This window comes from Bifidobacterium sp. MSK.17.10 (genome assembly GCF_019129655.1).
In the GTDB taxonomy this organism is placed as follows: domain Bacteria; phylum Actinomycetota; class Actinomycetes; order Actinomycetales; family Bifidobacteriaceae; genus Bifidobacterium; species Bifidobacterium adolescentis.
Map to the genome: position 1 here is coordinate 292525 of NZ_JAHOJD010000001.1, position 12567 is coordinate 305091.

Annotated in this window: 11 protein-coding genes; 1 reads left to right on the forward strand and 10 read right to left on the reverse strand. The window is 62.2% G+C overall.

All coding sequences use genetic code 11. The features are described from left to right. Positions 1 to 72: 72 nt before the first annotated feature. From obgE to dapE, 5 genes are all read right to left on the reverse strand, one after another. Positions 73 to 1764, reverse strand: coding sequence for a GTPase ObgE (gene obgE / locus KSX58_RS01255; protein WP_003807758.1), 1692 nt, complete (start codon positions 1762 to 1764; stop codon positions 73 to 75). 78 nt (positions 1765 to 1842) lie between these two features. Further along, positions 1843 to 2094, reverse strand: coding sequence for a 50S ribosomal protein L27 (gene rpmA / locus KSX58_RS01260; protein ID WP_003807757.1), 252 nt, complete (start codon positions 2092 to 2094; stop codon positions 1843 to 1845). Between the two features lie 39 nt (positions 2095 to 2133). Beyond that, positions 2134 to 2442, reverse strand: a complete 309-nt coding sequence (rplU, locus tag KSX58_RS01265; protein ID WP_003807738.1) for a 50S ribosomal protein L21 — start codon at positions 2440 to 2442, stop codon at positions 2134 to 2136. A gap of 144 nt (positions 2443 to 2586) precedes the next feature. Then, entirely contained in the window at positions 2587 to 5385 is a 2799-nt protein-coding gene (locus KSX58_RS01270; RefSeq protein ID WP_369597716.1) for an Rne/Rng family ribonuclease, read from the reverse strand. A 449-nt stretch (positions 5386 to 5834) separates the two neighbouring features. Then, positions 5835 to 7040 (reverse strand): succinyl-diaminopimelate desuccinylase, encoded by a 1206-nt coding sequence (dapE, locus tag KSX58_RS01275; protein ID WP_011742762.1) that lies wholly within the window; start codon positions 7038 to 7040, stop codon positions 5835 to 5837. 128 nt (positions 7041 to 7168) lie between these two features. Between dapE and KSX58_RS01280 the strand changes: the two genes are divergently transcribed. Continuing rightward, positions 7169 to 8113 carry an AEC family transporter gene (locus tag KSX58_RS01280; protein ID WP_217752022.1) on the forward strand — a complete coding sequence of 315 codons (945 nt, stop codon included), beginning with the start codon at positions 7169 to 7171 and terminating at the stop codon, positions 8111 to 8113. A gap of 47 nt (positions 8114 to 8160) precedes the next feature. Here KSX58_RS01280 and KSX58_RS01285 read toward each other — a convergent pair whose 3' ends face one another. The 5 genes from KSX58_RS01285 to rplS form a co-directional block, all read right to left on the reverse strand. Continuing rightward, on the reverse strand, positions 8161 to 9666 hold the full coding sequence (locus tag KSX58_RS01285) for a hypothetical protein (RefSeq protein WP_003807727.1): 1506 nt from the start codon (positions 9664 to 9666) through the stop codon (positions 8161 to 8163). Beyond that, a complete protein-coding gene (locus KSX58_RS01290; RefSeq protein ID WP_039774723.1) occupies positions 9663 to 10388 on the reverse strand; it encodes an ABC transporter ATP-binding protein in 726 nt (241 codons plus the stop codon). Before KSX58_RS01290 ends, KSX58_RS01285 begins: the two co-directional genes overlap by 4 nt. A 128-nt stretch (positions 10389 to 10516) precedes the next feature. Next, on the reverse strand, positions 10517 to 11233 hold the full coding sequence (locus tag KSX58_RS01295; RefSeq protein ID WP_085379283.1) for a ribonuclease HII: 717 nt from the start codon (positions 11231 to 11233) through the stop codon (positions 10517 to 10519). After that, complete coding sequence (gene lepB / locus KSX58_RS01300) at positions 11233 to 11880, reverse strand: signal peptidase I (protein ID WP_003807722.1); 648 nt, start codon at positions 11878 to 11880, stop codon at positions 11233 to 11235. The genes KSX58_RS01295 and lepB overlap by 1 nt, the downstream gene beginning before the upstream one ends. 118 nt (positions 11881 to 11998) lie before the next feature. Then, positions 11999 to 12364: a 50S ribosomal protein L19 gene (gene rplS, locus KSX58_RS01305; protein WP_003807720.1), complete on the reverse strand. Its 366-nt coding sequence runs from the start codon at positions 12362 to 12364 to the stop codon at positions 11999 to 12001. Between the last annotated feature and the right edge of the window lie 203 nt (positions 12365 to 12567).

Below are 12567 nucleotides of genomic sequence, written 5' to 3' on the forward strand. Positions count from 1 at the left end.
GGTACCGTTACCGGCTATTGAAAAAGCCCGCCGACATGCCATCGGCACATCAGCGGGCTTCGTTGGATGGTTCTATTGTTCCACATCCTCGTCGTCGGCGGTCTCGCCACGTCCAAAAAGACTGGTTTCGTCGTGACGGTCGTCGTCCACGGAAGGATCGGCCCAGTGTCCTGCCTTGCGTTCGGCCATCATGGCTTCGCGCACGGCCTGACGGGCGTCCATCATCTCGTGGTACTGGCGACGGCGTTCCGTGTTGGAACGACGCTGCGCACGACCATCCGATTCCTGCAGTCGCAGGTCGACGCCGCGTGCGCCCAACTGGGTGCCGTCGAGCATTTCCGCGCCGGCCGCGATGGTCGGATCCCAATCGAATTCCACGGCACGGTCGCCACGGCCGATGCGCACTTCGTCGCCCGGCTTGGCGCCCTTGTGCCGCAGCTCGTCTTCGACGCCCAGCTTGGCCAGGCGGTCGGCAAGGTAGCCGACGGCCTCGTCATTATCGAAGTTGGTCTGCATGACCCAACGTTCCGGCTTGGTGCCGAGCACCTCGTACCAGACTTCGCCGTTGCCGTTCTCCTTGCGTTCCACGGTGAAGTCGAGCGCGTTGCCGCCTTCGTCGTTACGGCGACGGCGGTTGCGCGGCTCCTCGAGCGGCTTGATGACCACGCGGGCCTCTTCCTCGGCCTGCTCGCGTTTGGCGACTTCCGCGCGCATGTTGGTCACGAGGTCGGCCAGCGCCCAGTTGAGTTCCTTCAGGCCCTCGTGGGAGGCGGTGGAGATGATGTAGACCTTGAGGCCGAGCTTTTCGAATTCGGGCTTGACGAATTCGGCGAGTTCCTTGGCTTCCGGCACATCCACCTTGTTGAGGATGATGATGCGCGGACGTTCGGGGATCGGAATCGCGCCGAGCGGCAGTTCGAGCTTGCCGGCGTATTCGGCGAGCTCGTGTTCGAGCGCCTGGTAGTCGCTCATCGGGTCGCGGCCGGGTTCGAGGGTGGCGCAATCGATGACGTGGGCGATGATTTCGGTGCGTTCGATGTGGCGCAGGAATTCGAGGCCGAGGCCCTTGCCCTGGGATGCGCCCGGAATCAGGCCCGGCACGTCGGCGATGGTGTAGCGCATGTCGCCGGCCACCACTACGCCGAGGTTCGGCACGAGCGTGGTGAACGGATAATCGGCGATCTTCGGTTTGGCGGAGCTCATCGCCGCGATCAGGCTCGACTTGCCTGCGGACGGAAAGCCCACCAGCGCCACGTCGGCGATGGACTTGAGTTCGAGGATGACGTCGCGTTCCTCGCCCGGCTCGCCCAGCAGTGCGAAGCCCGGCGCACGACGGGTGCGATTGGCCAGCGCCGCATTGCCGAGACCACCGTTGCCGCCCGCGGCCACGACGAACTTGTCTCCCGCGTGACGCAGGTCGGCAAGCTGCTCGCCCGGATGCTTCGGCTTGCCCTGCGGTCCCTTGGCTTCGAACACGACCGTGCCCACCGGGACGGGCAGGATCAGGTCGGCGCCCTTCGAACCGTCCTTCGTGTCGCCCAGGCCCATGGTGCCGCTTTCCGCCTCGCGATGGGGCATGAAACGGTAGTCGAGCAGACTGTTGGCGTTCGAATCGGCCATGAAGATCACGGAACCGCCGTCGCCGCCATTGCCGCCGTTCGGACCGGCCAACGGCTTGTATTTCTCCCTACGGATGCCGGCGGAACCATTGCCGCCGTCGCCGCCCTTGACATGGACGGTCACTCGATCCACAAAATCACTCATGTATCTACCTTACATAGCAGAAAAACCGCGTCCATAACGGGCGCGGTCTTTCATCAAAAAGCGTTATTTGCGCGTGTCTCAGGCGGCAATCACGTCGACGACCTTGCGGTCACGACGCACGCCGAACTTCACACTGCCGTCCTTGAGGGCGAACAGGGTGTGGTCCTTGCCCATGCCGACGTTCTCGCCCGGGTGGAACTTGGTGCCACGCTGACGAACGATGATGTTGCCGGCCACGACGGCTTCGCCGCCGAACTTCTTCACACCGAGGTATTGCGCGTTTGAATCGCGACCGTTGCGCGAGCTGGACGCGCCCTTCTTATGTGCCATGTCTGTTCCTTTCGGTCCTTGACTCTAACCCTACGCGAATCAGGCGATAGCCGTGATCTTGACGAGAGTCAGCTGCTGGCGATGGCCCTTGCGACGAGCAACGCCGGTCTTGTTCTTGTACTTCATGATGCTGATCTTCGGGCCCTTGGCCTCATCGTTGACAACCTCAGCCTTGACACTGATGTTGGCGAGATCCTTGGCGTTGACGGTGACCTTGTCACCATCCACAACGAGAGCGACCGGGAATTCCACGGTGTCGCCCTTCTTGGCGTCGAGACGGTTGACGAGGATGACGTCACCGACCTCGACCTTTTCCTGATGGCCGCCGGCCTTCACAATAGCGTACATATCCGTTCCTTTATTAACTTGGAAAGCTTACTGCCCGGCACGTTCGAGCCTCGCGGCCAGACACCAGCAATCTAATCTACACATACCCGCGTACAACCGCAAGTCTGCTCCCGGCGTGTCAAGTTGACATACCGGGATTTTCCTTTATTCTTCTTGTTCTTCCTCGCCCAGGTCCGCATTGTTGGCGGCCACGGCTGCCGCCGCGATCTGCGCGAGTTTGGCCTTCACGTCCGGCGAGGAGCCCTTCGGCACCTGCACGTCCGTGCCATGGCCATGCTTGTTGGTCTTGACGAACGGATCGCCGCCCTTCAAGGCGTACGGATCGTCGTAATCCGCCGAAACGGTCGGTTCGTCATGGAGGATGAAGCCGCGGCCCTTGCAGGTCGGGCATTCCTCGGAGAACGCCTCCACCAGACCCTGGCCGATGCGCTTGCGCGTCATCTGCACCAGTCCCAGCGAGGTGACTTCGGCCACCTGATGCTTGGTGCGGTCGCGCGCCAGGCACTCCACCAGTCGGCGGAGCACCAAATCCCTGTTGGCCGGCATGACCATGTCGACGAAGTCGATCATCACCATGCCGCCGATGTCGCGCAGACGAAGCTGTCGCGCGATCTCTTCGGCCGCTTCGAGGTTGCAACGGGTCACCGTTTCCTCGAGGCTCTTGCCGCGGCCGATGAAACGGCCCGTGTTCACGTCGATGGTGGTCATGGCCTCGGTGCGGTCGATGACGATCGAACCGCCGGACGGCAGGTAGACCTGACGTTCCATGCCCTTACGCAACTGGGAGTCGATCTGCCACTTGTCGAACACGTCCTTGCCGTCATGTTCGGCCGGATCCCACTTTTCGAGCTTGTCTTTCAGGTCGGGGGCCATCGTGTCGAGGTATTCCTCGATACGCTCGTACACGCGGTCGCCTTCCACGATCATCTTGGAGAAGTCGTCGTTGAAGATGTCGCGCACCACGCGGATGGCCACGTCCGGCTCGCCTTGCAGTAGCTTCGGACGCTTGCCGTGCAGGAACTCGTCGCGCTTGGCGGTGATGCGTTCCCACTGGCGCACCAGGTTCTCGAGATCCTTGGTGATGGCCTCTTCGGAAGCGCCTTCGGCCGCGGTTCGGATGATCACGCCCATATCCTTCGGCGCGATCTTCGACACGATGTTCTTCAGGCGGGCGCGCTCACGCTCGCTCAGCTTGCGGCTCACGCCGGTCATGCCGCCGGACGGCACCAGCACGAGGAAACGGCCGGCCAAGGTGACCTGCGAGGTAAGCCTTGCGCCCTTGTGGCCGATCGGATCCTTGGTTACCTGCACCAGCACCGGATCGCCCGACTTGAACGCCAGTTCGATACGACGCGGCTGGCCTTCCAGACGTGCGGAATCCCAGTTCACCTCGCCGGCGTACAGCACGCCGTTGCGGGCCTGTCCGATGTCCACGAACGCGGCCTCCATGCTCGGCAGCACGTTCTGCACGCGGCCAAGATAGATGTTGCCGACGGTGGCCACTTCCTGGATGTCGGACACGTAATGCTCGACGAGCACATTGTCTTCGATCACGGAGATCTGGGTGTGGCGCTCACGTTCGCGCACCACCATCAGACGCTCGACGTGTTCGCGACGGGCCAGGAAGTCCTGCTCCATGAGCTGGTTCTGACGGCTGCGTTCACGACGGTTGTCGCGGCGGCGCTGCTTCTTGGCTTCCAGACGGGTGGATCCTTCGACGTCGGTGATTTCGTCGATGTACTGCTGCTTGCGGGAGCGACGGGACATCGTCTCGTCCGATTCCTCGGCCTTCGACCCTCCACGGCGGCGGCGACGGCGACGGGTCACCGTGCCCTCTTCCTCATCGTCATCCTCATGACGGCGACGGGATTCGCGTTCGGAGGTCTGCTGCTCGTCGGCTTCCTCATGGTTGCCGCGTCCGCGACGGCGGCGACGGGTGCGCGTCGGCTGCTCGTCATCATCATCGTTTCCATTGCGGGACTCGTCATCGATCGGCGCATACGTGATGCCATCGAGGACCAGGTCCTCCTCGATCTGCTCCACTTCGGCAGCGGCACGACGTTCCTGCGCGTTCAGACGACGGGAACGACGGGAACGACGGGAATCGCCATGATCATCGTCTTCGGCGTCGTTGTTGCGGTCATTGCCATCATCACGGCCGCGACCGTCATCCGAAGCGTCCGTGCGGTCCGTGTCGGCCGTGTCGTGGCTGCGACGGCGGCGGCGACGAGTCGGACGGTCATCGTCGCGGTCATCACGGCTGTCACGGGCATCGTCCGAATCTCTGCGGCCCGTATCGTCAGCATCGTCATCGTCGGACGATCCACGGCCCGCGGGGGCGGCCGGCAGAATCGGCTCCTGGAACAGCAGCGACGTCATCGGACGCGGATTATGACGCGTCTCATGGCCTTCCGGCAGCGCGCTGACGGCGTCGAGCGCACGGTCTTCGGATGATTCGTCACGATTGCCACGATTGCCGTAATCGTCACGATCGTCACGGTCATCACGCGGCTCGTCGCTGATACGGCGACGGCGACGCGACGGGCGATCATCCTCGTCCTGCACGTCCACAGAGGAACGACGGCGACGGCGCGGACGTTCGTCACGCATCTCATCGTCGTCATCGTAACGGGTCACGCGACGACGACGCGGACGCGACGGCTCGGCGTCATCGGCATCATTGAAATCGGCGGAATCACGCGCAGGCTGGACAGGCTCAAGCTTCGGTTCCTCAAACAAGGGGGCTTTGGCATGCTCCTCGACCTTCAGCTCCAAAGACGCGCCCGCGGCACCTACGCCACGCACCACGCGGCGACCTCCACGACGGCGGCGCGGAGCCGGATCGGCAGACACAGAACCCGCACTGCTTGCCGCATTATTGGTTGAATTATCGGATGACACAACAGCCTCGACCTGATCGAGGCCCTCATTGGTAGTAGGCACAACGCTCCTCGGCAACGCGCTGCAATCGCATCGCCTTCACTCAAGCCCCAACGGTTCTCACACCACGCTCTCACCGTGGCCGCGCATCATGGCGCCCGTAGGAAGCAACTTCCGTCAAAAGTCTTCATCATGCGACGGCGGACACCTGCGCTCGCGACTCACAGAACATTCACGCGAGGGGATCAACGCCATCGGATGCGTCGGCGGTCTTGCAGAACCACCGTCTATAAGTATGACACAAAAAACAACGGAGCGTGACAGGACGGGAAATTTATTCCCCCTACACGCTCCGTTTTCCAATGATTCGCGTTGACACGCCGTGAATGAACGTGCGCCGGCATAGTGGTTCAGCAGCGGTTCAACGGTGGACCAATAGTGGTTCTGCGGCAAGCCCGCGGTAGCGAATTACCGGCGATTCAACGGCAGCTCAGCAACGACTCAACGGCGATTCAACGCAGCCAGTCCTCCAGCAGGTCGGCCATGAGCAGCAGATCGGTCTCCGGCAGCTGCTCGTCCTGCTTGTGAGCCAGCAGCGGGCTACCCGCGCCGAGATTCACGGCCGGAATGCCCAGAATCGCGAAACGCGCCACATCCGTCCAACCCAGCTTGGCAAGCGGGTCACGACCGGTACGTTCCTTGACAAGCGATACCAGCGATTGGGCAAGCGGCGAATTGAGGCCCGGACGTGCGCTCGGCGATTCGTCCTTCATCTCGATGCCGAAGCCTTCGAACACGCCACCAGTGGCCTGATGCTCGCCGTTGCCGAGTTTCGCGCCCGCATCCGCGCCGATCATCAGCGCCTTCGCCTCGGCGAGCGACTTGTCCGGCGCGAACCGGTAGTTGACGTGCACACGGCACTCGTCGGGAATCACATTGGTACCCTTGCCGCCGGAAATCAGCGTGGCGTTCAGGCCCTCCTGATAGGTCAGGCCATCTACTTCGATGGCGCGGTTCTCATGTGCGTTCAAACGGTTCAGAATCTCGGCCGCCGCGTGGATCGCGTTCTTGCCCATCCAGGCGCGGGCCGAATGCGCGGCAACGCCGTGCGTGATCACGTCGAATCGCATCGTGCCGTTGCAGCCGCCCTCGATGCCGCAATCGGTCGGCTCGCCGATGATCGCGAAATCGCCGGTAATCCAATCCGGATGCGACTCGACCACCTTGCGCAGGCCGTTCTTCTCGGCCGCGACTTCCTCATGGTCGTAAAACACGTACGTCAAATCGTATTTCGCATCCGTCAGCGTGGCCGCCAGATACAGCATGACCGCGTCGGAACCCTTCATATCGGTGGCGCCACGACCCCAGATCACACGCTCATGCTCATGACCGGCCGCCACGTCCTCGCGAATCAGCGGATCGCCCGGCTGAAGCCATTTCGGCGGGAAATTGTCGATCACCGGCACCGTGTCGAGGTGTCCGGCAAGAATCACGCGGCGCTCGCGGCCGAAATCGGTGGATGCCACCAATGTGTCGCCGTGCCTGCGCACTGTCAGATGCGGCTGTTTTTTCAGGAACACCTCGACGGCGTCCGTCAGCGGGCCCTCGTCGTCGCTGACGGAATAGCAGCCCATGATCTGCCTCATCAGCTCGTTCAACTGCTCCTGTTTGCTGGCGGAAGCGGAAAATCCAATCGTAAGTTCGTTCATGCCGTCCATTATCCGGCAAAACGTGCCGTCAATCGTGTATCGGGCTCGCTTTTGAGACGTGCATACGACCGACGCGCGCTTGGTGCCACACTAGATAGCGGTCGAAAGGCAACGGCCGCAACGAAAAGGAGAGTGCAATGCCGGGTCTGTTAAGCGCGATGGAAGGTTTCTGCGTCATCGGCATCGTCATCGCGACCGGCTATGTGGCCGCGCGCATGCGCATCGGCGGGCCGACCGCGCAGATGGTGCTCAACAGGTTCAGCTTCTTCGTGTCGAGCCCGTGCCTGATGTTCGCCATCCTGTCCAAGGAGAAGATCTTCGAGATCTTCCACTCCTCCATCGTCGTGGCGTTCTTCTCGGCCGTGCTGGTGGGTGTGGTCTTTCTGATCCTCAACCGGCTGTTCTTCCACATGAAGGCCGCGGACGCCACCATCGGCGCACTGAATTCGCTGTACCTCAATTCCAACAACATCGGCCTGCCGATCGCCACGTACATTCTGGGCAATCCGGCGCTTGTCGCACCGATTCTGGTCATGCAGCAGGCGGTGTTCACGCCGATCGGCCTGACCGTGCTCGACGTGACCACCAAAGGCAAGGTCTCCGCGAAGGAGATTTTGAAGCAGCCGTTGCATCAGCCGCTGCTCATCGGCTCGCTTCTAGGCATTGTGGTGTCCGCGATTTCCGCGAAGGTCGGCTTTTTCGTGATTCCGAGCTTCATCTACGACCCGATCGATATGATCGGCGATTCCGCGGTGCCGATGATTCTGATGGCGTTCGGCATGTCCTTGCACGGCACGAAGCCGTTGCAGGACAAGTCGAATATTCCGGCGGTGTTCACGGTGGCCGCTTTGAAGAACATTGTGATGCCGATCATCGCGTTCCTGCTGTCGTATTTCGTGATGGGCTTCCGCGGCGCCACGCTGTACGCGTGCGTGGTGCTCGCCGCTCTGCCGACTGGCCAGAACGTCTACAACTACGCGGCGCGGTACAACGTGGGTCTGTCGTTCGCACGCGACGGCATTCTGTTCTCGACGTTGTCGTCGCCGATTTTCATCGCAATCATCGCGGTGCTCCTCGGCTGACCTCGCCAGTCCTCGCCGCGGTATCCACGACCGCCGCGGCGAGGCCATCAATCGTCCATACGGTAGCCGGCATAACCGAGCCCGTGCGCCGCATGATTCGCGGCACACCCTCCGAGCACCATCAGCGCATAACACAAGCCGATTCCCGCGGCCAACGTAAGCAACGAAGCCGGATTGAGCAACGACGTTGCCAGAATCGGAAACAGCAACAACACCGAGCACCCCAATGAAACGGCCATCACCGTGTTGAGCGGGGTGATCACTTCCATCATGCGTGCCTTGTCGAGCGTCGCCTCATCCGTGCCTTCCAACGCAAGCATGCGGTACTCGTCGGCCTGGTCGTAGACGTTGCCCGTCTGCATCACGCCGGAACTGACGGCGGCGAGCACCGCGGCAAAGGCGAGCGTCAGGAAACCACCCATCGCTATATCGCGCATGTACAGCATAGATGGGTCGAACGGGTCGTGGTTGCCTCCGATTCCGGTGGCGAGCAATCCGCACACCGACGTCATCCCCGCAATGAACACAGCGAGCGCCACACCGGACACGTTACGCCAAGCACGCTTGGGATTGTCGAGGATACGGCGCATGGCAATCATAGTGGCCGCGTCCTTCGGGTGTTTCGCACGCGATCTGGCGCGCATCGCCACCACCCAGGTACCGACGACGTTCACCATGGCGAAACCGAGGAAGAAGACGCCGAAGATGATGGCGTAGACCACCATCTGACCCAAGTGCGCGAATGCGGAGACGCTGTTGAGCAGCAGGTAGCCTACGGCCAACACGGCAAGGAAAATCAGTGCGCGCCATGCGGATGGCATGGGTTGTCCGGTACGTTGCGTCACGCCAAGCGGGGTGATGGCCACGCGGCGTAGGGCGACCAGCGCGGAGACCAAGGCAAGCAGCGTGACTCCGACGGTCACGGCCGCCAGAGCAGGCAGTCCCACCCACAACTGTTCGAAGGTGAAATGCTGGTTTTGGAAGTCGAGCAGCATGATCGCCGGTATCAGCGCGAAGTAGCCGGCCATGCCGACCAGCGCGCCAAGCAGAGCCTGGCCACCCGCATCGAGCGCGGTGAGTTTCGTGACCTGCGCGGTGGTGGCGCCCGCAAGTCGCAGTGCGGCGAGACGTGCGTCCCTGCGGGAGGCCGCGAGACGGGCCGCCGAGCCGGCGAGCGCCACGAACGGCACGATGAGTAGCAGACTGGCGAATGCGGCGAGCAGCACATAGCCGTCGGAATAGGTGTTCATGACGGCTGTGGCCTGGTCGGCCGTCCAATGGCCGTCGCCGACCGTGGCGACGAGCTTGTCGGCGTGCGCCAGGGTTTTGGACCATGTTTCGTATGTACCGGGCGCGCACCTGTTGGAATTGATCATGCAACCGAACGTGTGGTCGGCGGAGGCCCGCCAGATGAAGCCATGCAGGCCTCCGAGCACGGTTAGGAAGACGGCGGTGGCGGATGCGAAGGCAACGATGGCCAGCGCAGAGGTGCGGCTGGATGTGCCGCGGGTGCCGGAGCGGTGGAACAATCGCCATAATCGGAACATGTTCATCGTGCGCCTCCGGCGGTAGGTTGGGATTGCTGCGGCGAGCTCAGCCTGCCGTCACGCATGGTAACGGTGGCATCGCAGAATGCGGCCACGTTCGAATCGTGCGTCACCACGACCACGGCCGCGCCGGTCTGTCGTGCGGTCCGCATGAGAATGCTCATGATTTCGTGGCCGGTGGTCTGGTCGAGCGCGCCGGTCGGTTCATCGGCGAAGATGACTGCCGGCTGCGCGGCGAGCGCACGTGCGATGGCGATGCGCTGCATCTGGCCGCCGCTCATTTCGCCGGGACGTTGTTGCGCGAGCTGGCGCAATCCCAATCGTTCCAGCCATAGCATGGCCGTGTCGGTGGCCTGCTGGTAGCTTGCGCCGCCCAGCATCATCGGCAACGCGATGTTTTCGATGGCCGGCAGTTCCGGCAGCAGCTGTCCGGATTGGAAGACGAAGCCGAAGGCGCTGCGGCGCAGTTTGGTGCGGTCAGCGTCGCTCAACCGCGCCAGGTTGGCACCGCGAAACATCACATTGCCGGCTGTCGGGGTGATGATGCCGGCGAGTGCGTGCAGTAACGTCGATTTGCCGGAACCGGACGGTCCCATGACCGCGATGCTTTCGCCTGCCTGGATGCCGAAATCCACGTGATTGAGCGCCAGCATGTGTGCGGCGTTCGGTGTCGCCTGTTGGGTCGAATAATCCATGACCAGATCGGTCGCGTGAAGTATGTGTTCCATGTTTCCTACGGTACGGAAACGGATTGGTCCCGGCCATCAGACGGCGGGATGAACTTACAGGTTTCCTTCCGGCATGCATCATCCGCAAGGATTAGCGTAATCGCGGACTGCGGATGAGATGCCGTATGTCAGACGAGATGCCAGGAGAGGCGGTGCAGGTCGCTGGGCCCGAATTCAGCGATGGCGTCACGGTGTGCGGCCGAACCGTAACCCTTGTTGTGGGCCCATTCATAGGGTTCATATTGGGGTTGCGCTCCCAGTTCGACCATGAGCCGGTCTCGCGTGACTTTGGCGATGACGGCTGCGGTGGCCACGGTGGCGCAGTACCTGTCGCCCTTCACTTTGGTAGAGACTTCCGCAGGAACCGGCACGTCAGGCGCGTCGAAGGTGTTCAGCGCTTTGGTGATGTAGTCGTTCGGTCCGTCGAGGATCGCACCGACCTTCACCGGCTTGCCGTCAAGCATGCCATCGCCGTCGATGCCGAGTTTCTCTTCCGCTTGGCCGAGTGCGCGCAATGCGGCGATGCCAAGCGCATAGGAGATGCCCCAATCGTCGATTTCCGTGTTGCTGGCCGAGCCGACCGCCCAGGACGCGCACCACGATTTAAGCTCTTCGAATATGGCTTCGCGGCGGTGTTCCGTCAGCATTTTGGAATCGGCCACGCCGTCGGGCACTTGCAGCGGCGACGGACCGGACAGATCGCACGTGCGGATTGCGGCGGCGCCGACCATGACGGGACCGGCGAGCGAGCCGCGGCCGACCTCGTCGAAGCCGACGATCACGTCGTAGCCGGAGGCCGCGGTCGCCCGTTCCATATCCAATGTAGGCACTATGGAAACGGACATCAGTCGGCAGATCCTTCCGGCACGTCCCTGAACACGTCGTGATGCGCGTCCAGCGTGCTGATGTGGTTCAGCGGCCAATACTTGACCAGACCGACGCCGACCACGTCGGAAACCGGCACGAGGCCGTGCGAGGAATCGTCCTGATGGTAGCGGGAATCAGCGGAATTGGCGCGATTGTCACCCATGACGAACACATGTCCCGCAGTCACTTTTTCACTGAACGCGAAGGAGCTGGGGTCCACGCCGGAGCGGATGTACGAAGTTTCGTCGATGGCCACGCCGTTGACCGTGACCGGCTTGCCGGGCCCCTCGCAGGCCACGGTGTCACCGGGCAGGCCGATAAGTCGTTTGATGAGGTAGTCGCCGCCGAATCGGCCGCTGTTCTCCTGCTGCAGCCAATGGTCGGGGTCCTTGAAGACCACCACGTCGCCGCGCTGGAGCTTGAAGACTTTGGGGGTGAGTTTGCTGGTGATGACCCGGTCGCCCGGTTCGATGGTGTTCAGCATGGAGCCGGACGGAATCACGTAGAAGCCGAACAGGAACATGCGCACCAGCAGCACGATGACGATGGGTATGCCGCACCAGATCAGGGTGTCTCGTAAGCCGAAGCTTTCCTCGCTTTCGACTCTTCTTCTGGCATGCTTCATGGGATTCCTTACCGTCCGGTTTCACGCACTGGCCCCTATCATAGCGGCCCAATATAGAAAATCGGCTCCTCGACGGGTTGCCGAAGAGCCGATTTCACGCTTTATTTGCGATTCGAACTCACTTCTCGGAGTTGTCGCGGCGCTCGACGATACGAGCGGCCTTACCGCGCAGGTTGCGCAGGTAGTACAGCTTGGCGCGACGCACGCGGCCCTTGCGGACCACCTTGATGGAATCGATGACCGGGGAGTGCAGCGGGAAGCGGCGCTCGACACCGGTGCCGAAGCTGATCTTGCGGACCACGAAGGTCTCACGAACGCCGCCGCCCTGACGAGCGATCACCACGCCGGTGAAGGCCTGGATACGGGAGTTGTTGCCTTCCTTGATCTTCACGTTGACTTCGACGGTGTCACCGGGACGGAAAGCCGGGATTTCCTCGGCCGGCTTCATGTGCTTGGCGTCAAATGCCTCAATAGCGTTAACCATTGTGTTTCCTCGAGTCGCCGCCGCATATCGGCGCACAGGTAAGGGCCTCGTACGACGTTCTTGCGATTGCCGTCTCGGCCTGTTCTTCCGCTCCGCAGGTCTGCCTGCGAAGGGTTGCCGATCCGCCGGAAATATTGCGATTGCGCACGTCCGCAGCTACCTTCGGACGTTCCGGCTGGACCTGAAGAAAAGCGGGATTATGC

Excerpts from the sequence above, each read along its gene's own strand:
- obgE (WP_003807758.1), bottom strand. The coding sequence starts at position 1,764 with ATGAGTGATTTTGTGGATCGAGTGACCGTCCATGTCAAGGGCGGCGAC.
- rpmA (WP_003807757.1), bottom strand. The coding sequence starts at position 2,094 with ATGGCACATAAGAAGGGCGCGTCCAGCTCGCGCAACGGTCGCGATTCA.
- rplU (WP_003807738.1), bottom strand. The coding sequence starts at position 2,442 with ATGTACGCTATTGTGAAGGCCGGCGGCCATCAGGAAAAGGTCGAGGTC.
- dapE (WP_011742762.1), bottom strand. The coding sequence starts at position 7,040 with ATGGACGGCATGAACGAACTTACGATTGGATTTTCCGCTTCCGCCAGC.
- KSX58_RS01280 (WP_217752022.1), top strand. The coding sequence starts at position 7,169 with ATGCCGGGTCTGTTAAGCGCGATGGAAGGTTTCTGCGTCATCGGCATC.
- KSX58_RS01285 (WP_003807727.1), bottom strand. The coding sequence starts at position 9,666 with ATGAACATGTTCCGATTATGGCGATTGTTCCACCGCTCCGGCACCCGC.
- KSX58_RS01290 (WP_039774723.1), bottom strand. The coding sequence starts at position 10,388 with ATGGAACACATACTTCACGCGACCGATCTGGTCATGGATTATTCGACC.
- KSX58_RS01295 (WP_085379283.1), bottom strand. The coding sequence starts at position 11,233 with ATGTCCGTTTCCATAGTGCCTACATTGGATATGGAACGGGCGACCGCG.
- lepB (WP_003807722.1), bottom strand. The coding sequence starts at position 11,880 with ATGAAGCATGCCAGAAGAAGAGTCGAAAGCGAGGAAAGCTTCGGCTTA.
- rplS (WP_003807720.1), bottom strand. The coding sequence starts at position 12,364 with ATGGTTAACGCTATTGAGGCATTTGACGCCAAGCACATGAAGCCGGCC.